At 40.0% G+C, this 18,959-nt stretch carries 14 protein-coding genes; 8 read left to right on the top strand and 6 right to left on the bottom strand.

The genetic code is table 11. From position 1 onward, the window contains the following. Positions 1 to 78 precede the first annotated feature (78 nt). On the top strand, positions 79 to 1,542 hold the full coding sequence (locus EL121_RS00415; protein WP_039196940.1) for an anion permease: 1,464 nt from the start codon (positions 79 to 81) through the stop codon (positions 1,540 to 1,542). A gap of 81 nt (positions 1,543 to 1,623) precedes the next feature. After that, entirely contained in the window at positions 1,624 to 2,691 is a 1,068-nt protein-coding gene (locus EL121_RS00410) for a 4-oxalomesaconate tautomerase (RefSeq protein ID WP_081978358.1), read from the top strand. Positions 2,692 to 2,807: 116 nt separating this feature from the next. On the opposite strand, the gene EL121_RS00405 is transcribed toward EL121_RS00410, so the two are convergent. Both EL121_RS00405 and EL121_RS00400 read right to left on the bottom strand, forming a co-directional pair. Beyond that, entirely contained in the window at positions 2,808 to 4,538 is a 1,731-nt protein-coding gene (locus tag EL121_RS00405) for a DUF3413 domain-containing protein (protein WP_039196939.1), read from the bottom strand. Positions 4,539 to 4,540: 2 nt separating this feature from the next. Beyond that, positions 4,541 to 4,762, bottom strand: a complete 222-nt coding sequence (locus tag EL121_RS00400; protein ID WP_039196938.1) for a YejL family protein — start codon at positions 4,760 to 4,762, stop codon at positions 4,541 to 4,543. A 249-nt stretch (positions 4,763 to 5,011) separates the two neighbouring features. Between EL121_RS00400 and EL121_RS00395 the strand changes: the two genes are divergently transcribed. The 4 genes from EL121_RS00395 (at position 5,012) to glmU (ending at position 11,541) form a co-directional block, all read left to right on the top strand. Beyond that, positions 5,012 to 5,590 carry a TetR/AcrR family transcriptional regulator gene (locus tag EL121_RS00395; RefSeq protein ID WP_441293532.1) on the top strand — a complete coding sequence of 193 codons (579 nt, stop codon included), beginning with the start codon at positions 5,012 to 5,014 and terminating at the stop codon, positions 5,588 to 5,590. Positions 5,591 to 5,618: 28 nt separating this feature from the next. Further along, positions 5,619 to 6,824 (top strand): efflux RND transporter periplasmic adaptor subunit, encoded by a 1,206-nt coding sequence (locus tag EL121_RS00390; protein ID WP_039196935.1) that lies wholly within the window; start codon positions 5,619 to 5,621, stop codon positions 6,822 to 6,824. 12 nt (positions 6,825 to 6,836) lie between these two features. After that, the gene (locus EL121_RS00385) at positions 6,837 to 9,956 is read left to right on the top strand and encodes an efflux RND transporter permease subunit (RefSeq protein ID WP_039196934.1); all 3,120 of its coding nucleotides are present in this window, start codon (positions 6,837 to 6,839) and stop codon (positions 9,954 to 9,956) included. Between the two features lie 220 nt (positions 9,957 to 10,176). Beyond that, the gene (gene glmU, locus EL121_RS00380; protein WP_039196933.1) at positions 10,177 to 11,541 is read left to right on the top strand and encodes a bifunctional UDP-N-acetylglucosamine diphosphorylase/glucosamine-1-phosphate N-acetyltransferase GlmU; all 1,365 of its coding nucleotides are present in this window, start codon (positions 10,177 to 10,179) and stop codon (positions 11,539 to 11,541) included. Between the two features lie 119 nt (positions 11,542 to 11,660). Here glmU and EL121_RS00375 read toward each other — a convergent pair whose 3' ends face one another. Further along, positions 11,661 to 11,975 carry a CHY zinc finger protein gene (locus tag EL121_RS00375; RefSeq protein ID WP_039196931.1) on the bottom strand — a complete coding sequence of 105 codons (315 nt, stop codon included), beginning with the start codon at positions 11,973 to 11,975 and terminating at the stop codon, positions 11,661 to 11,663. 3 nt (positions 11,976 to 11,978) lie between these two features. Beyond that, positions 11,979 to 12,599, bottom strand: coding sequence for a DUF1919 domain-containing protein (locus EL121_RS00370; protein ID WP_039198988.1), 621 nt, complete (start codon positions 12,597 to 12,599; stop codon positions 11,979 to 11,981). A gap of 436 nt (positions 12,600 to 13,035) precedes the next feature. Here EL121_RS00370 and EL121_RS00365 point away from each other — a divergent pair, with 436 nt between their 5' ends. Continuing rightward, positions 13,036 to 14,694 carry a phospho-sugar mutase gene (locus EL121_RS00365; RefSeq protein WP_039196929.1) on the top strand — a complete coding sequence of 553 codons (1,659 nt, stop codon included), beginning with the start codon at positions 13,036 to 13,038 and terminating at the stop codon, positions 14,692 to 14,694. Between the two features lie 136 nt (positions 14,695 to 14,830). After that, positions 14,831 to 15,427: a lysozyme family protein gene (locus EL121_RS00360; protein WP_039196928.1), complete on the top strand. Its 597-nt coding sequence runs from the start codon at positions 14,831 to 14,833 to the stop codon at positions 15,425 to 15,427. Positions 15,428 to 15,620: 193 nt separating this feature from the next. On the opposite strand, the gene guaA is transcribed toward EL121_RS00360, so the two are convergent. Then, the gene (gene guaA, locus EL121_RS00355) at positions 15,621 to 17,192 is read right to left on the bottom strand and encodes a glutamine-hydrolyzing GMP synthase (RefSeq protein ID WP_039196922.1); all 1,572 of its coding nucleotides are present in this window, start codon (positions 17,190 to 17,192) and stop codon (positions 15,621 to 15,623) included. Positions 17,193 to 17,329: 137 nt separating this feature from the next. Next, positions 17,330 to 18,796: an IMP dehydrogenase gene (guaB, locus tag EL121_RS00350; protein ID WP_039196920.1), complete on the bottom strand. Its 1,467-nt coding sequence runs from the start codon at positions 18,794 to 18,796 to the stop codon at positions 17,330 to 17,332. Positions 18,797 to 18,959 lie beyond the last annotated feature (163 nt).

Raw genomic sequence — 18,959 nt, 5'->3', positions numbered from 1 at the left:
GATCGGTACTTGCAAGTATAAATACAACTAGTTATATATATGATTATATGAATTTATACTTACAATGAGGTATTTCTTATGAACCTGAAAAAACTTCTGCACTATGTAATTATTCTTGCATGCCCAATAGTTACTTATATTTTCCCTACGCCTGAAGGCTTATCTGTGCTTGGCTGGCACATTTTAGGTGTTTATATCGGTACTATTCTTGCTCTCATTATCAAACCTTTCCCTGCTCCTCCTCTTCTGTTAGCTGCCGTTGCGATTTCCGCTATTATCATTGGTAATACGCCTGCTGAAGTTTTAGCAGACGGCACAAAAATCGCAGTAAAACAAGGTGCGGTATTAGACGGTTATAAATCAGGTACAACTTGGCTGGTATTTGCAGCATTCTCCATGAGTGCGGCATTCGTACAAACCGGTTTAGGTCGCCGAATCGCTTATAAAATGATTGGTGCATTCGGTAGCACAACATTACGTTTGGGCTATGTAAATGCAATGTTAGATTTATTAATTTCGCCTGCAATGCCGTCAACAACGGCGCGTGGCGGCGGTATTCTTGCACCGATTATGCAATCTATCGCGGTTTCTTTAGGTTCAGAACCTGAAACTTCACCTCGCAAGGCCGGACATTATTTGCTGCTTAATACTTATATGGTGGTTAAAACTACAGGTTTTATTTTCTTAACGGCAATGGCGCCAAATGCGGTTGCACTTGAGTTAATGCGCCCGATTTTAAATATTGATGTTAGCTGGACTCAGTGGTTTATAGCCGCATCTGTTCCCGGCTTACTAACTTTATTACTTTTACCTTTTGTCACTTATGTTCTTTACAAACCGGAACTTAAAAATGTCGATAACAAAACAATCGCCCGTGAAGGTTTAGAAGCAATGGGGCCAATGACGGCGAAAGAAAAAATGCTAGCCGGCGTATTTATCAGTGCGGTGTTAGGCTGGGTGTTCTCAAAACAATTAAATCTTTCTGAATTTACCGTGGCGATTGCGGCAATGGCGGCGATTGTGATTACATCCGTATTGTCTTGGGATGATGTGCTTAAAAACAAAGGCGGTTGGACAACATTGACTTGGTACGGTGGCTTATTAGGTATTGCTGCTGTGTTGTCACAAGCAAAATTCTTTGTTTGGTTATCAACCACAATGAGTCAGTTAGTACCATCAGATTTAGGCAGTCCAACAGTCGTGACGATCTTAATCTTAGTATTAAGTATCTTAGCACGTTATGTGTTTGCATCAGGTGCCGCTTATGTGGCTTCAATGGTGCCGGTATTTTGTGCAGTGGGTATGGCTGCCGGCGCTGATCCTATATTCTTAGCATTCGGCTTATTATTTTCTAATAGCTACGGCAGTATGGTAACGCACTATGCGTCAGCACCTGCTGCGGTTATCTATGGCTTAGGGTATCACGATGTGAAATCATTCTGGATTACCGGTGGCGTGTGTGCGTTAGTGACATTACTTATCCAAGTAACAGTCGGTTTCGGTTGGTGGTCAATGCTCCAAAGTATGGGGATTTTGGGCTAGTAAAATAATTCAAAAATTTGACCGCTTCTTATTTCTAGCAAGCGGTCAAATTTCATAACTTTTTTTGCAAAGGTGGAAAAAATGAAAAAAGTTCCTTGTATGATTATTCGTGGAGGCACATCAAAAGGTGTGTATTTCTTAAAAGATGATTTACCGGCAGATGTAGCTGAACGTGATAAATTCTTAATGGCAATTATGGGATCAGGCGACCCGACTCAAATCAACGGTTTGGGCGGTGCGACAAGTGTAACCAGTAAAGTGGCGATCGTTTCAAAATCTGAAAAAGAAGGGGTTGATTTAGATTATTTATTTGCTCAAGTCGGTATTGGACAAAAAGTGGTGGATACGGCACCTTCGTGCGGTAATATTTTATCCGGTATCATTTGTTTCGCGAGTGAAAAAGGCTTAATTGAATTACAAGATGGCATCACGAGCGTAGTAGTAAATAACGTTAATACCAACAGTATTATCGAAGTTTCTGCCGAGTCGCCAAATAAACAATTGAAATATACGGGTAATGCGGAAGTATCCGGTGTACCGGGAACAGGTTCGCCGGTGAATTTGAATTTTAGCCAAATTGAAGGGGCAAAAACCGGTAAAGTTTTCCCGACCGGTAATAAACAAGATAATATCAACGGCTATAATGTGACTTGTATTGATGTAGCGATGCCGATGGTATTGTTTAATGCGCAAGATCTTGGCCTAACTGGTAAAGAAACCAAAGCGGAATTAGATGAAAACCGTGCGTTATTCGAGATTATCGAGCCTATTCGCCGTAAAGCGGGTGAAATGATGGGATTAGGTGATGTATCCGAAAAAGTGATTCCAAAAATGGGGATTTTATCGGCACCGGCTGGCAAAGGTAATATTACGTCTCGCTACTTCGTACCGGACAAATGTCATGCAAGCCATGCGGTAACCGGTTCAATTTGCGTATCTGCAGCGTGTAATATCGAAGGTACGGTTGCGAATCCGCTTTATAAAGATACCGGCAGTGTCGTAACTATTGAGCATCCGTCCGGTTTTATCAGCGTTGATATGGTTTGTGAGAATGTAGATGGTGATTACAAATTTACTCGCGCAGCGTTAGTACGTACTGCTAAACCGTTAATGATGGGTGAAGTGTATTACGATGAAACGGCAGAATAGTGCGTTAAGTTTTTATATACTTAAAACATAAATGCTATAGATAAAACAAGCGGTCAAATTTAGCAAAAAATTTGTAAAAATTCGCTAAATTTGACCGCTTGTTATATTTCTAATCCTTATTTTTCTACAAATTGATTACTTTGCTGAATCATTTGTAAGAAAAGCGGTAAAGGCGGACGATCGCTTTTCTCTTTTTCGCCCTGAGCATTAAATTTCTCAAAATGACCTTTACGATCAATATGATATTGTTCACCGTCAGGCATAATCGCAACATTCCAATTATGGTTAGACGCTAACACCCATAAACGATTATTTTGGGCGGTTAAATTGATCCCTTGTGAATAGTCGCTAAGCGGATTGAGTATACCAAAGAACTGAGTTAACAGTGTCGGCATAATATCTAAATGGCTTGAGAGTAAATCATATTGTTTTACTTCACCTTGCCAATAGATAATTAGCGGCACTTGCATATCTTGCTGAGTAAAGCTCATTTCATCAGTTGGATTAGCTTGATCAGAGGTAATAATTACCATGGTATTTGCTAATAAAGCGTTCTTTTCTAATTGTGACCAAATTTCACTAAATTGCCAGTCGAGTAATTTGGTTTGCTGCTCATAGGTATTAGCCTGCGGTAAATTTAAATCCAAATAGCTGAAAAAAGGCTGATTAACATCACGTTCGCTCACCCACTGTTTCCATTGTGAAATGGCATCTAGATTATTTTTTGATTCAGGTAACAAAATACCGGCAAATGCCGCTTGGTGGTACACCGGATCTGCAAAGCCGTTATGTGAGAACAAACCGAACTGATAGCCGGATTGACGGAAAGCGAACATCAGTGGTGATGCTTCTTTATTACCTAATACCGAATCTAAATATTTACCGCTTAAACTATAGAAAATCCCTAATACGCCGGCAGAACGAGAATCTCCGCTGGTGTAATGTTGCATAAAACGTAATGATTTACGACTAACTTCAGCAAGTGCAGGAGTATTTTCGCTACTGATAGCGTTATTACGTAATCCTGATAAATTGATCAGTATAATATTTGAATGAGGCTTTTTGGTAAAGGTCAGTTGATGTTTCGGATAATTTAAATAGAAACTATCTAAACGACCGTTTTCTTCAATTTCTTGCTGTAACTCGGCACGATCAATCAGTCCATGCTTTTGTAAGAAAGTACGAGCAGTCATTGGATGCGATAACGGATAGTTTGCTTTTTGTGCGGTAATCGGACGATATAACGTCATATCCGCCCAAGCGTAAATTAAATGTGTCGCGGTAAAACAACTTAAGAAAAAATAAGCAACATATTTACCCCATTTTTGGCGATTAAAGCTACGTAACTTTTGCCAACACCAACGTGAATAGAGCATTTCCGCTAACAAAATAAGTGGCATTGGTACAAAGAGTAATTGCCATTGACGAGTAAGTTCACCTTGCTCGGGATTAACTAATAAGTCCCAAACAAGCGGTGATAAATGCAGATAGAATCGCTTAAATACTTCGGTATCGACTAAAAGAAAGGTTTGCCCGATGGTAGCTAAAATAACTGAAACACCACGGAAGGTACGATCATTTTTAATTACAAAGCTTAGCGGAAAGAGTAGCAATAAATAGCAGGCAAACACAATAAAGCTGAAATGCCCGAATAAACTGGTAAAAAAGTAAAGTTTACCTGATAGCGTGTTAGGCCAATCGGCATTAAAAGCGTAGCGGGAAGAAATAAGTAACGCCAACACTACATTAAAAAGGGTAAACCAATGACCCCACGTAATGCGTTGTGAGGTTTCTTCTCGGTATTGACGAGAATTGGTCGGTAATAATGAGCGAAGGCGTGCAAACATACTTATTTCGTTTTTAAAGAATTTTTTAATGCATTTGAGAACGCATCCGCTAAAGCATGACGCTGTGCATCAGTTTGAACGTTCTCACGTAAGATATTCGTGATTAAATTACCTAATGCCATTAATGAAAGATCAACGGGGGCTTTGTGTTTTTCAAGTGTTGCGATAAGGTCGCTGGATAATGCATCGAATTGTTTACTTTGATATTTTGATTGAGTTGCCATATTAAAAAGATAGGTTAGAAAAATTTGCCAAATAGTAGCATAAAATTAGCCGAAATGAGAGTAATAAGCGGTGGGATTTTCCATATTTTTGCAAATTAGAGTAAAAAAATCACTATGAAAAGGAGTTAGTGATAAAATATTCAGTCAATTTTTCTCGAATGTTTATCAGCCGAGATATTTTGCTTTTCAATTATAATGAATAAATATAAAATGAACGACTGTTCATTGGATTTAAACATGGGAGGTTTTATGTCCAGACGAACTGATCCGAATGATATGATCAATCATATCTTATCGGCAACGGAGTTACTTGTAGCAAAGGAAGGCCTACAAAATTTATCAATGCGCAAGATAGCGAAAGAAATTGGCGTGGCGGCCGGTACGCTTTATTTATACTTTAGCACGAAAGATCAGCTTTTGAGCCAGCTAGCCAATCATATGTATGAACGCTATAGTTGCTATATCAACATTGATTTTGATCCAAACGAATCTCTCTTCAAGCAATATCGTCAACTGTGGGTTAGAAAGTGGCAGTTCTTGTCTGACAACCCCATGATTGCTATTCACCTGTCCCAATACCAAGCGATGCTTGGTTTCAGCGAAATTGTTTATAGAACAATTAATGATCCGGAATTTATTTGGAACCGATTTGTTAACGAAGGTAAAAAGCAAGGTGTGATTGTCGATTTACCTAACGAGGTGTTGTATTACCTGAGTATGGGAACGGCAACAGACATTGCGTATTTACAACAGGTCAAGAAAGACGTGGTTCCGGAAGAATATTTCGAGGAAATTATTTCACGTACTTGGAAAGCGATTACTTTCTAAATTTAGTTAATTTGTCTATGGAGAATATATGACAGTAGAAAACCAAAAGCCCTCTCGTGGCAGAAAGTTTTTAATTGTGACAACCCTAGCTGTAGTGCTGGTTGCCTTTGGTGGCGTTGCTGGAATGCAAAAATTTATTGCGGGTAAAAAAGCCGAAGCGGCAGCTAATATGCCGGAAACCGTAAGTGAAATTACTGCGATGAAAGTAGAGCCACAAGAGTGGACACCGAGTATTGCCGCTGTGGGATACATTCGTCCAAATCAAGGTGCTATGTTAAGTGCAGAAGCAACAGGTACAGTAACTCGAGTACACGTGCGTTCTGGTCAGCGAGTAAATAAAGGCGATTTATTAGTAGAGTTTGATAGTGCCGTTGAAGAAGCGACTCTACGTGCAGCGCAAGCGCAATTACCAAATGCAAAAGCGAATTACGATCGTTTCCGCAACTTAGTGGCATCAAATAGTGCATCAAAAGCGGAATTAGATAATGCGCAATCAACTTATAACCAATTACTTGCGAATATTGAGTCATTAAAAGCGTCTATCGGTCGTCGTAAAATTTATGCACCGTTTAGTGGCATTGCCGGTATTGTCAATGTAAACGTAGGGCAATACATCCCGGCGGGTACGGAAATTGTGCGTGTTGAAGATCAAAGTGTAATGAAAGTTCGCTTTACTTTACCGCAAACGGACGTACAAAAAATTAGCGTAGGACAAAAAGTAACGGCAGTAGTTGATGCGTTACCCGGACAAACATTCCCGGCAAATATTGCAGCAATCGATCCTGCCGTGGACCATACAACCGGCTTAATTAATGTAGAAGCGGTGATTACCGAAAATCAAGGTAAACTTTTATCCGGTATGTTTACTCGTCTTAATGTTGCGTTACCGACCGAGAAACAACAAATTGTTGTGCCACAAATTGCTGTCACTTACACAATGTATGGTGAAACGCTGTACGTATTACAACCGCTTTCTGACGAAGATAAACAATTGGTTGCAAAAATGGCGGAGCAAAATCCTAAATTGGATGTGAATAGAATGTACCGTGCGAGACAGGTTGAAGTGAAAACATTAGACCGTAGTGGTATTTATGCACAATTAGCTAAAGGGGCTAAAGCAGGCGACTTAATTGTTACCGGTGGCTTCCAACGTTTAAGTAATAACGCACTTGTGATTGTTTCTGAACAAGAGGCGGTAGGTGTTACTCAACCTGCTAAAGAAAGTAGACTTTAATTGAGGTAATCAATGAAATTTACTGATATTTTTATTAAACGTCCGGTACTTGCCGTTTGTATTAGTTTGCTGATTACTATTTTAGGTTTGCAATCTATTAATAAACTGCAAGTTCGTGAATATCCTGAAATGACAATTTCGATCGTAACTGTTAACGTTAACTATTCAGGTGCGGATGCAAGCTTGATGCAAGCGTTGGTAACTTCTCAAATCGAAGAGGCGGTAGCGCAAGCGGATAATATCGACTATGTAACTTCTTCGAGTAGTCCGAGTACATCAACTACCACGATTAAAATGAAGTTAAATACTAACCCGCAAATGGCGTTAGCGGATATTTCTGCGAAGGTGAATGCAATTCGTGCAAATTTACCAAGTGGGATCGATGACCCGTCTATTAGCGTATCATCAGGTTCAAATGATGCGTTAATGTATATTCGTTTTGTATCGGATGAATTAAATCCTTCACAAATTACCGACTACATTAACCGTGTGGTAAAACCACAATTCTTTACAGTAAACGGTGTTTCAAGCGTAGATATTTTTGGTGCGGCAACTTTCGGTTTACGCATTTGGTTAGATCCTGAAAAAATGGCGGGTAATAACCTTTCTGGTGCGGCTGTATTATCAGCACTAAGCGCGAATAACTTAAATACTGCTGCGGGTAATGCGAACGGTTACTATACTGTTTATAAAAACAAGGTGGAATCAAGTACGCCGTCAGTTGAAGAGTTAGAAAACGTTACGATTTCAACAACATCGGACGGTCGTATTGTTAAACTTAAAGATATTGCAAAGGTTGAGTTAGATAAATACCAAGACGCATCTCGAGTAGTTGCAGACGGTAAGGAAGCGGTTGTATTAGCGGTGAGTGCTGCAACGACAGCAAACTCATTGACCGTAGCGAAAGACATTTATCCGGTATTTGAATTAATTACCAAAAACTTACCATCATCAATGAGCGGTCAGATTTTATATGACAAAACCATTGCGATTAATAGCTCGATTAATGAAGTAATTAAGACCATTGGTGAAGCAACCGTAATCGTATTAGTCGTAATTATCCTTTTCTTAGGTTCATTACGTGCAATGGTTGTACCAATTATCACCATTCCGATTTCATTGATCGGGGTATTATTTTTACTCCAGATGTTTGGTTTCTCAATCAATCTATTGACTCTATTAGCATTAGTACTTGCAATCGGATTAGTGGTGGATGATGCGATCGTTGTACTTGAGAACGTAGAACGTCATGTAAAAGAGGGGAAATCACCGTTTGATGCGGCTATTATCGGTACGCGTGAGATTGCTATTCCGGTTATTTCGATGACGATTACGCTGGGGGCGGTATATTCTCCAATGGCGTTAATGGATGGTGTAACAGGCTCTTTATTTAAAGAGTTCGCATTAACTTTAGCCGGTGCGGTATTTATTTCAGGTATTGCGGCATTGACTTTATCACCAATGATGTCTAGCCGAGTATTAAAAGAACATAATGAAGAGCACGAAAGTCGTTTTTCAAAATGTATCAATGCGATGTTAGACAAAATGACCAGTTGTTATACCAATATGTTGAGAGGTGTAATGGCTATGCGCTGGTTCGTATTGATTTTCGCATTGGGGATTTTTGCCGTATTACCAACTTTATTGACATCACTTTCAAGTGAAGTTGCACCAACAGAAGACCGTGGTTTCGTGGTTGGTATCGGTAATGGCCCGTCAAATACTAACTTAGATTATACGCAAGCCGCGACAGAAAAATTTAATGAAGAAGTGGGTAAAATACCGGAGGTGTCATCAATGATGACCGTGTCAGGCTTTAATGGTGCAAATAGTGCGTTATCAATTATTTCATTAAAAGATTGGAATGATCGTGAGCGTGAACGTGCGCCAATTGCAGCTGATGTTTCTGCGATTGCCAAAAATGTTGTTGGTATGGATATTAATGCGATTGCATTCCCTGAAATTTCGACGGGGGAAAATGGTTTACCGTTCTCATTAGTGATTACCACCGCAGATAACTATACTAAGTTAGCGGATGTAGCAACAGAGTTCCTGAAAAAAGCACAAGCTTCAGGTCAATTCTTCTTCTCAAGTCTTGATTTGAAATTTAATACAGTAACGATGAAATGGAAATTTGATCGTGAGAAAATGGGGACTTATGGGGTAACGATGCAACAAGTGAGTGGTACGTTAGGTGCGTACTTATCCGGTGCGATTATTACACGTGTAGATATTGACTCTCGCGCATATCCGATTGTATCGCAAGCTATCCGTAAAGATCGTTTAAATCCACAAGATTTAGTAAATTATTATGTTACAACGGCAAGTGGTGAATCGGTTCCGCTAAGTTCGTTTGTCACACTTGAATTATCGACAGAGCCGGCAGCGTTACCACGTATGAACCAATTAAATTCCGCAACGATTTCGGGCGTGGTATCAAGCTCGATCGGGGATGCGGTTAATTGGGCTAAAGAAGAGCTTGATCGCAGCTTACCTAAGGGATATCAATACGACTTTAAATCTGAAGCTCGTCAGTATGTTCAAGAAGGTAATGCGATGGTGATGACCTTTGCTTTAGCGGTAATTATCATTTATCTCGTACTCGCGATTCAGTTTGAATCTTGGCGTGATCCGATGGTAATTTTAGTTTCTGTACCGTTAGCATTAAGTGGCGCATTATTGGTTCTAAATATACTTGGCATCGCAGGAAAAGCAGGTGCAACATTGAATATTTATTCGCAGGTAGGTTTAGTAACTTTAGTCGGTTTAATTACCAAACATGGTATTTTAATGTGTGAAGTTGCAAAAGAAGAGCAGTTAAATAATGGTTTATCTCGCTTTGAGGCAATTGTTCATTCGGCGACAATTCGTTTACGTCCTATTATGATGACAACCGCAGCAATGGTAGCAGGTTTAATTCCATTACTCTTTGCGGTAGGTGCAGGTGCGATTGCCCGTTTCAGTATGGGTATGGTAATTGTTGCCGGTTTAAGTATCGGTACACTATTTACTTTATTCGTTCTGCCGGTAATTTATACTTTCTTAGGTGAATCACACAAACCGCTGCGCGAGTTTGATGAAGAAAAATACGCTAAAGAAAACGTGGAAAAAATTGAACACGCAAATGCGTAATTGTAAGTAATGAAGGGCTCCGTCCATTGTGGTCGGAGCTTTTTATTTATATATTATAATTGATGAAATATTGCAAAGAAATTCGAACTAATTGGATGAATTTGTATCCAATAAAAGTAAACTAAGCAAAATGTGCCCTAATTAATATCGCCCATTCTGTTTATTACATTTTTCTATTACAATATTATAGTATTTATTTAATTCATTAAGGGATTACACAATGACTCAACTAAGCGTAGTAATTTTAGCTGCGGGTAAAGGTACTCGTATGTATTCTGATTTACCCAAAGTGCTTCACACCGTTGCAGGAAAGCCAATGGTTAAACATGTTATCGATACAGCGAAGCAGATCGATGCAAAACAAATTCATTTAATTTATGGCCACGGTGGGGAATTATTACAACAACGCTTAAGTTCTGAGCCAGTAAACTGGGTATTACAAGCAGAGCAATTAGGTACAGGTCATGCAATGCAACAGGCAGCGCCATTCTTTGCTGATGATGAGAATATCTTAATGCTTTACGGTGATGCGCCATTAATCACTAAAGAAACCTTAGAACGTTTAATTGCAGCAAAACCAGAAAATGGAATCGCGTTGTTAACTGTTGAATTAGAAAATCCGACTGGTTATGGACGTATTATTCGTGAAAACGGTTCTGTAGTTGCGATCGTAGAGCAAAAAGATGCGAATGCGGAACAATTAAAAATCCGTGAAGTAAACACGGGTGTAATGGTTGCAAGCGGTGCAAGCTTCAAAAAATGGCTTGGTAATTTAAATAACAATAATGCACAAGGCGAATACTATATTACCGATGTGATCGCAATGGCGAACCAAGATGGTTATAAGGTTCAAGCGGTACAAGCAAGTGAATTTATGGAAGTTGAAGGGGCGAATAACCGTTTACAACTTGCGGCATTAGAGCGTTTCTACCAAAAAACACAAGCTGAAAAACTACTGTTAGCCGGTGTACGCTTAATTGATCCAGCTCGTTTTGATATTCGTGGTAGCTTAACACACGGTAAAGATGTGGAAATTGATGTGAACGTAATTATCGAAGGTGAAGTGAAACTGGGTAATCGTGTTCGTATCGGTGCGGGTTGTGTACTTAGAAATTGTGAAATTGGCGATGATGTAGAAATCAAACCATATTCTGTGATTGAAGATGCAGTAGTGGGTAAAGCGGCACAAATCGGTCCGTTCTCTCGTTTACGTCCGGGCGCAAATCTTGCGGAAGAAACCCACGTAGGTAACTTTGTGGAGATTAAAAATGCTCAAGTAGGTAAAGGTTCTAAAGTAAACCATTTAACCTATATCGGTGATGCGGAAGTAGGTAGCAATTGTAATATCGGTGCAGGTGTAATCACTTGTAACTATGATGGTGCAAAAAAATTCAAAACGGTTATCGGCAACAATGTGTTTGTCGGTTCAGATAGCCAATTAGTCGCACCGGTGACTATCGCAGACGGTGCAACTATCGGTGCGGGTGCAACTATTACCAAAGATGTGGCGGAAAACGAGTTAGTGATTAGCCGTGTACCACAACGCCATATCCAAGGCTGGCAACGCCCAACTAAGAAAAAATAGTTCTTAGCTACTTCATATACATATGTAACAAGCGGTCGGATTTGCAAAATTTTCTGCAAATTCGACCGCTTGTTTCTATTTATATCCATACTACTTCGAGTATCCCGTGGGCTTTAGGCTCACACTTCAAAATAGATCGAATAATGTTTCTGACAGCCACTATTGAATTGTGCTCGGCAATAAGGACAATGTGTAACGTGCATATATTGCTGAATGGTCAAAGTTTGTTGGCAGTTACCGCATAAAATCGCCGGTTGATCAAATTCAGTTGCTTGCCAACGTTCAATAGCGTGAGTTTCACAGGCTTGGTGGCATTGATAACACGGGTAAAACTTATCACAACATTTGAATTTAATGGCGATAATATCCAGCACAGAATGATAATGCTGACAGCGTGTTTGATTATCTACGGTTAAGCCATAAACCTTAAACATAAACTAGAATCCTTTCCCGTTAAACCAATTCACATAATTCAGTTGATCGTAATACTTCTTACCATTCCAACCGGAAAACTCAAATAAATCACCGACTTGTGGTTTATCTTCGAATCCTTTCACATATAAAGCTGATTTTAATTCCGGGTAAGGCTTGTGAGTAAATACCACTTTATTTTTAAACGGTAAGCGGTCAAATTCTTGCAAATCTTGGTAAGTACAGCCGTCACGGTCGGTCATCATCACAAACAGGTTATCTAAATTGATGCGTTTGGTACGTTCCGCCCATTTACTTGCCGCTTCTTGTTCGGAATGATAGTGCATAAAATGAATGGTGAGATCATCTAATTTACCCACCGGATAACGTTTTTCCGTGGCTAAAAAAGTGAGCTCCGCTTGCATATAATGCGACATATTTTTTAAGTATTTTAGAAAGTCTGCCGGTGAAAGATATAAATTAACAAATGGTGAACGGAATTGCTCACCTAATTCATGTAAGATAAATGCACCGTTACAATTAATAGACAGTACCGACATCGAGTGATTTTGTAAACGTTGGCGATTTAATGCGTTGATGATTTTACGCAAGGATTTATTCAATACTTTTGGGATAAAATTAAACATAGTCGTTAACGTATTTAGACGGAAAGAAAATTTCAAAATAACTAGAAAGGAGCGCATTCTGACCTTATCCGAGAAATTTATCTATTAATTTTAAAAAGTTTACAATAAGGATTTGTGTCAGCTGATAAGCGGTCGTTTTTTGTGAAAAATTTGCAAAATTTAGCTGAAATTTGACCGCTTGTTTAGGAAGATAACAAATGTCTTTCCGTGTGAAAAAATGGCATAATAGACAAATTACCTTTCCGACTGTATAAAATCTGATTAATGCGAAAAAAGCTTATTTTTCATTTAGATAGTCGCAACCGTTTGCTTGATTTTTATTTGCGAAATAGATCACAAACTTGCTAAAAAGATGAAATAAATCATTTTTATTTATACTGTTTTCAGATAGGCTATACACGTTTTCATTCATTATTTTTTAGTTTAAGGAATTGCTATGAGTACAATTTTTACTATTGCGCAAAACTGGTTAGCACAAGATCCGGATCAAGAAACTCGTGCTGAATTAGCTCAACTGATTGAAGCTGCACAAGCAGGCGATGAAAAAGCATTAGCAGAGTTAACAGCACGTTTTGACGGCCGTTTACAGTTTGGTACGGCAGGTTTACGTGGCCGTTTACAAGCAGGTTCTATGGGGATGAACCGAGTATTAGTGGCTCAAGCTGCCGGCGGTTTAGCGGATTACTTGAAAGGCTATGATAAAGAACCTTCAATTGTTATTGGTTATGATGGTCGTAAAAATTCAGACGTATTTGCACGTGATACGGCAGAAATTATGGCGGGTGCAGGTATCAAAGCTTACTTATTACCTCGTAAATTACCAACACCGGTGCTTGCGTATGCAATTAAATATTTTGATACCACAGCGGGTGTCATGGTAACCGCAAGCCATAACCCACCGGAAGATAACGGTTATAAAGTTTATTTAGGTAAGGCAAACGGCGGCGGTCAAATTGTTTCGCCTGCGGATAAAGATATTGCAGCGTTAATTGATAAAGTGGCGGCAGGTAATATCGCGGATCTACCACGTAGCCAAGACTTTACTGTATTAGATGATGAAATCGTAGAAGCATATATCGCAAAAACAGCTGCATTAGCGAAAGAGCCGGCAGCAGAGATTAACTATGTTTATACCGCAATGCACGGTGTTGGTTATGAAGTATTAAGCAAAACATTAGAAAAAGCCGGTTTACCGCAGCCGCATCTCGTTGCAGAACAAATTCAACCGGACGGTTCTTTCCCAACCGTTAACTTCCCGAACCCGGAAGAAAAAGGTGCATTAGATTTAGCGATTAAATTAGCGAAAGAGAAAAATGCGGAATTTATCATTGCAAACGACCCGGACGCAGACCGTTTAGCGGTGGCAATGCCGGATGCGCAAGGCAACTGGAAAGGTTTACACGGTAACGTTGTAGGCTGCTTATTAGGTTGGTATTTAGCTAAACAGTACCATGCACAAGGCACACAAGGCGTATTAGCTTGTTCATTAGTGTCTTCACCTGCATTAGCTGAAATTGCGAAAAAATACGGTTTACAATCGGAAGAAACCTTAACCGGTTTTAAATATATCGGTAAAGTAGATGGTTTATTATTCGGTTTCGAAGAGGCGTTAGGCTATTTAGTTGACCCAGATAAAGTACGTGATAAAGACGGTATTTCAGCGGCTATTGTATTCTTAGATTTTATCCGTAACTTAAAAGCACAAGGCAAAACGTTACAAGACGCAATCAACGATTTCAATAATGAATTCGGTGCTTATGTAAGCGGTCAAATTTCAATTCGTGTAAGCGATTTATCCGAAATCGGTAAATTAATGACGGCATTACGTAACAACCCACCAAGTGCAATCGGTGGTTTCAGCGTGGCTCAACTAATTGACCATACAAAAACAGATCGTCAAAGCGACATTCTTGTATTCGTATTGGAAAACGGCAGCCGTTTAATTACTCGTCCGTCAGGTACAGAACCGAAAATTAAGTTCTACTTAGATGCGAAAGGTAAAGATGCGGCAGATGCAGATAAAGTATTAAGCCAATTTGATGAAAGCGTACGTGAATTACTACGCCAAGAGCAATACGGCAAACAAGATTGCTAATAACGAGTCGATAATATTAAGAGCGAACCGAAAGGTTCGCTTTTTTTGTGTCAATTATTTAAGGAAAGGATAAAAACTGAACCCAATTATAGATTGATTGCCAAAAAACATTATTAATCTCAAAAAGGTGGTAAAAATGAGTTTAATTAAAATGGCAAAACAAATTGCTGATTTAGCTTTAAAGTCAATTGGAAAAGGGAATACAGTAAAAGGACTCACTTTGAATCAAACCAAAATGTTATTACAAGCACTGGCCAAGCGTGAGAGTGGCGGAGATTATACGGCAGAAAATAGCTATGGCTATTTAGGTGCTTATCAATTCGGTGCTGCGGCGTTAGTAGATGTTGGTTTGATTCAAAAAGATAAATATGCAGCAGCAATTAAAACAAAACCGGGTATTGCCAGTGGTGCAAATGCTGTTCAGCACAGAGCTTTTCTGGCAAATGCAGATAATTGGGTATTAGTCGGCGGAAAGTCTGCCTTTTTGAATTCAAAAATGATTCAAGATGATGCTGTTATTAAACTGATGAACCGCAATGCTCGTACAATGGAAGCAAAAGGCGTTTATCAAGGCAGTGCAGCACATAAAGCAGGACTTTTATTCGCTGCACATCTCAAGGGTGTCGGCAACGCAATCAAATTTGCCCAAAATGGCACAACCACTAAAGACGGTTATGGCACTTCAATAAAAGAGTATTATGAGTTGGGAAAAGAAAGTGTTGGGAAGCAGTAGTATTCTACCGTCATGGATTTGACGGTATTTGCGTTCTTCTATCGACAACAGCAAGGCTATACCGTCAAATTTACCGAAAGAAAAATAAACTGCTACGAAATGCTATGAAATGATGTGAAATAGAAAAGCCCTGTAATTACAGGGCTTTGAGCTATTTTTGAAATGAATTAGAATCAACTGAAAAGCAGGTTTTTTATTCCCACTCAATCGTCGCTGGCGGTTTGCCTGAAACGTCATATACCACGCGGGAAATGCCGTTTACTTCATTGATAATGCGGTTTGAGATTTTACCGAGTAAATCGTATGGTAAATGCGCCCAATGTGCGGTCATAAAGTCGATAGTTTCTACTGCACGGAGTGAAACAACCCAGTCGTATTTACGACCGTCACCCATTACACCCACCGATTTCACCGGAAGGAATACAGTGAACGCTTGGCTTACTTTGTAATACCAATCCGCTTTGTATAGCTCTTCGATAAAGATTGCATCTGCTTTACGGAGTAAATCACAGTATTCTTTCTTGATTTCACCTAATACTCGCACGCCTAAGCCAGGACCTGGGAATGGGTGGCGATTTAGCATTTCTGCCGGTAAACCAAGTGCTAAACCGATTTTACGTACTTCATCTTTAAATAATTCACGTAACGGCTCAACTAAACCGAGTTTCATATAATCCGGTAAGCCGCCTACGTTGTGGTGAGATTTAATCACATGTGCTTTACCGGTTTTGCTTGCTGCCGATTCGATAACGTCAGGATAGATTGTGCCTTGTGCTAACCATTTTACTGATGTCAGTTTTTTTGATTCATCATCGAATACATCGACAAATACTTTACCAATGGTTTTACGTTTTGCTTCCGGTTCATCAATGCCTTTTAATGCATCTAAGAAACGATCTTCGGCATTTACACGAATGATGTTTAGACCGAATTTATCGCCGAACATTTCCATCACTTGATCGCCTTCGTTTAAACGAAGTAAACCATTATCTACGAATACGCAGTGTAAGTTTTTGCCGATTGCACGATGTAGAAGAAGTGCGGTTACTGATGAATCCACACCGCCTGATAAGCCTAAAATCACTTCGTCATCGCCTACTTGCTCTTTAATACGAGCGACAGCGTCTTCGATAATGTTTTCTGCTGTCCATTTACATTCGCAACCACAAATGCCTACTACGAAGTTAGTTAATAGCTCTAAACCGCTTTTCGTGTGAGTTACTTCCGGGTGGAATTGTACACCGTAGAAACGGCGGCTTTCGTCCGACATTGCTGCAATCGGGCAAGTTGGTGTGACACCAATGATTTGGAAACCTTGTGGTAAACGAGTTACTTTATCACCGTGGCTCATCCAAACGTCTAATTTCGGCTCAGAAGCGGTCAAATTATCGTTTAATTTTGCAAATAACGCATCAGTTGCTTGTAAATCAACGGAAGCATAGCCGAATTCACGATGATCAGAAGTTTCAGTTAAACCGCCTAATTGCATCGCCATGGTTTGCATACCGTAGCAAATACCTAATACCGGTACGCCTGCATTGAATACATATTCCGGTGCACGAGGGCTGTTTTCTTCGGTGGTACTTTCAGGACCACCTGAAAGAATAATCCCGGTCGGGTTAAATTCACGGATTTGTTCTTCGGTAACGTCCCACGCCCAAAGCTCGCAGTAAACCCCAATCTCACGCACACGACGTGCGATTAATTGCGTATATTGTGAACCGAAGTCCAAAATTAAAATTTTATGATTGTGAATGTTGTTCATTTAAGTTCTCTTTTTTATAAAAACCTAGGGCAATTTGCCCTAGGTTACGCATAGCTGAGCTACTTTGTAGCTCTTGTTTATTTGTAATATCAAGCTCCACAGCGGAGCTGATGATACCACACAAGATAGCCTAAGAATTAACCCATACGATAGTTAGGTGCTTCTTTAGTAATCGTTACATCGTGAACGTGGCTTTCTTTGATACCTGCACCGCTGATACGTACGAATTGTGCTTTAGTACGAAGATCTTCAATAGTTGCCGAGCCGGTTAAGCCCATGCAAGAACGTAAACCACCCATTTGTTGGTGGATGATTTCTTTTAAGAACCCTTTGTAAGGGATACGACCTTCGATACCTTCTGGTACTAATTTATCCGCAGCGTTATCTGATTGGAAATAACGGTCTGAAGAACCTTTGCTCATTGCACCTAATGAACCCATACCACGGTAAGATTTAAATGCACGGCCTTGGTAAAGTTCGATTTCGCCTGGTGCTTCTTCCGTGCCGGCAAACATAGAGCCAACCATTACACAGCTTGCGCCCGCTGCGATTGCTTTTGAAATATCGCCAGAGTAGCGGATACCACCGTCGGCAATTACCGGAATACCACGACCTTCTAATGCCGCTGCTGCTTCTGCAATCGCAGTGATTTGTGGTACGCCCACGCCGGTTACGATACGTGTAGTACAGATTGAACCCGGGCCGATACCCACTTTCACCGCACTTGCGCCGGCATCCGCTAGTGCGATTGCGCCTTCAGCAGTTGCGATATTACCAGCAACAATTGGTAAATTAGGATATTTTGCACGTGTTTCACGTACACGTTGCAATACGCCTTCAGAGTGGCCGTGTGAAGAGTCGATTAATAGCACGTCCACACCTGCTTTTACTAACGCATCAATACGCTCTTCATTACCAGGGCCAGCACCAACAGCCGCACCGACACGTAAACGACCGAATTCATCTTTACACGCATTCGGTTTTTGTTCCGCTTTTTGGAAGTCTTTAACTGTGATCATGCCTTTTAGTTTGAAGTTGTCATCAACCACAAGTACTTTTTCAACACGGCGATCGTGCATTAATTCTAAGATCTCGTCACGAGTTGCATTTTCTTTTACGGTAACAAGGCGATCTTTAGGTGTCATTAATTTAGAGACAGGTTTGCTTAAGTCTTTTACAAAGCGAGTGTCACGACCGGTAATGATACCAACTAAGTTATCTTCACCATCTACAACAGGGTAGCCGGCAAAACCGTTTTTCTTTACTAATTCGGCAAGTTCGGCAAGGGTAAGATCCGGTGATACGGTAACTGGTTCAGAAACGATACCGCTTTCAAATTTTTTCACTTTACGTACACGGTCCGCTTGGCGTTCGATGGACATATTTTTATGAATAAAGCCGATACCGCCTTCTTGCGCTAAAGAAATCGCTAATTTGGTTTCGGTAACGGTATCCATTGCAGCTGAAAGCATTGGGATATTCAAACGAATCGTTTTGGTAAGTTGAGTTGAAAGATCTGCGGTATTTGGAAGCACTGTAGAATGTGCTGGGACGAGTAAAACATCATCAAAGGTAAGGGCTTCTTGTTTGATACGTAATGCCATTTGCAATAGTTCCTTAAAAGATAAAATAAAATTGCTGTCTAGAAATTATTGCGGGCGAATTATACAGGTGTTTTACAAAGTTGTAAAATTGAATTTTGCGCAAACGGTTGCGGTTGATTGTTTTTTGTAAAAAATGACAAAAATCGACCGCTTATTACAAAAT

This window comes from Actinobacillus equuli, from assembly GCF_900636745.1.
Lineage (GTDB): Bacteria > Pseudomonadota > Gammaproteobacteria > Enterobacterales > Pasteurellaceae > Actinobacillus > Actinobacillus equuli.
Note: the sequence above shows the minus strand (reverse complement) of the source record. Positions and strands in the feature narration are given on the sequence as shown.

Coding starts and splice junctions, on each gene's coding strand:
- EL121_RS00415 (WP_039196940.1), top strand. CDS start 79: ATGAACCTGAAAAAACTTCTGCACTATGTAATTATTCTTGCATGCCCA.
- EL121_RS00410 (WP_081978358.1), top strand. CDS start 1,624: ATGAAAAAAGTTCCTTGTATGATTATTCGTGGAGGCACATCAAAAGGT.
- EL121_RS00405 (WP_039196939.1), bottom strand. CDS start 4,538: ATGTTTGCACGCCTTCGCTCATTATTACCGACCAATTCTCGTCAATAC.
- EL121_RS00400 (WP_039196938.1), bottom strand. CDS start 4,762: ATGGCAACTCAATCAAAATATCAAAGTAAACAATTCGATGCATTATCC.
- EL121_RS00395 (WP_441293532.1), top strand. CDS start 5,012: ATGTCCAGACGAACTGATCCGAATGATATGATCAATCATATCTTATCG.
- EL121_RS00390 (WP_039196935.1), top strand. CDS start 5,619: ATGACAGTAGAAAACCAAAAGCCCTCTCGTGGCAGAAAGTTTTTAATT.
- EL121_RS00385 (WP_039196934.1), top strand. CDS start 6,837: ATGAAATTTACTGATATTTTTATTAAACGTCCGGTACTTGCCGTTTGT.
- glmU (WP_039196933.1), top strand. CDS start 10,177: ATGACTCAACTAAGCGTAGTAATTTTAGCTGCGGGTAAAGGTACTCGT.
- EL121_RS00375 (WP_039196931.1), bottom strand. CDS start 11,975: ATGTTTAAGGTTTATGGCTTAACCGTAGATAATCAAACACGCTGTCAG.
- EL121_RS00370 (WP_039198988.1), bottom strand. CDS start 12,599: ATGTTTAATTTTATCCCAAAAGTATTGAATAAATCCTTGCGTAAAATC.
- EL121_RS00365 (WP_039196929.1), top strand. CDS start 13,036: ATGAGTACAATTTTTACTATTGCGCAAAACTGGTTAGCACAAGATCCG.
- EL121_RS00360 (WP_039196928.1), top strand. CDS start 14,831: ATGAGTTTAATTAAAATGGCAAAACAAATTGCTGATTTAGCTTTAAAG.
- guaA (WP_039196922.1), bottom strand. CDS start 17,192: ATGAACAACATTCACAATCATAAAATTTTAATTTTGGACTTCGGTTCA.
- guaB (WP_039196920.1), bottom strand. CDS start 18,796: ATGGCATTACGTATCAAACAAGAAGCCCTTACCTTTGATGATGTTTTA.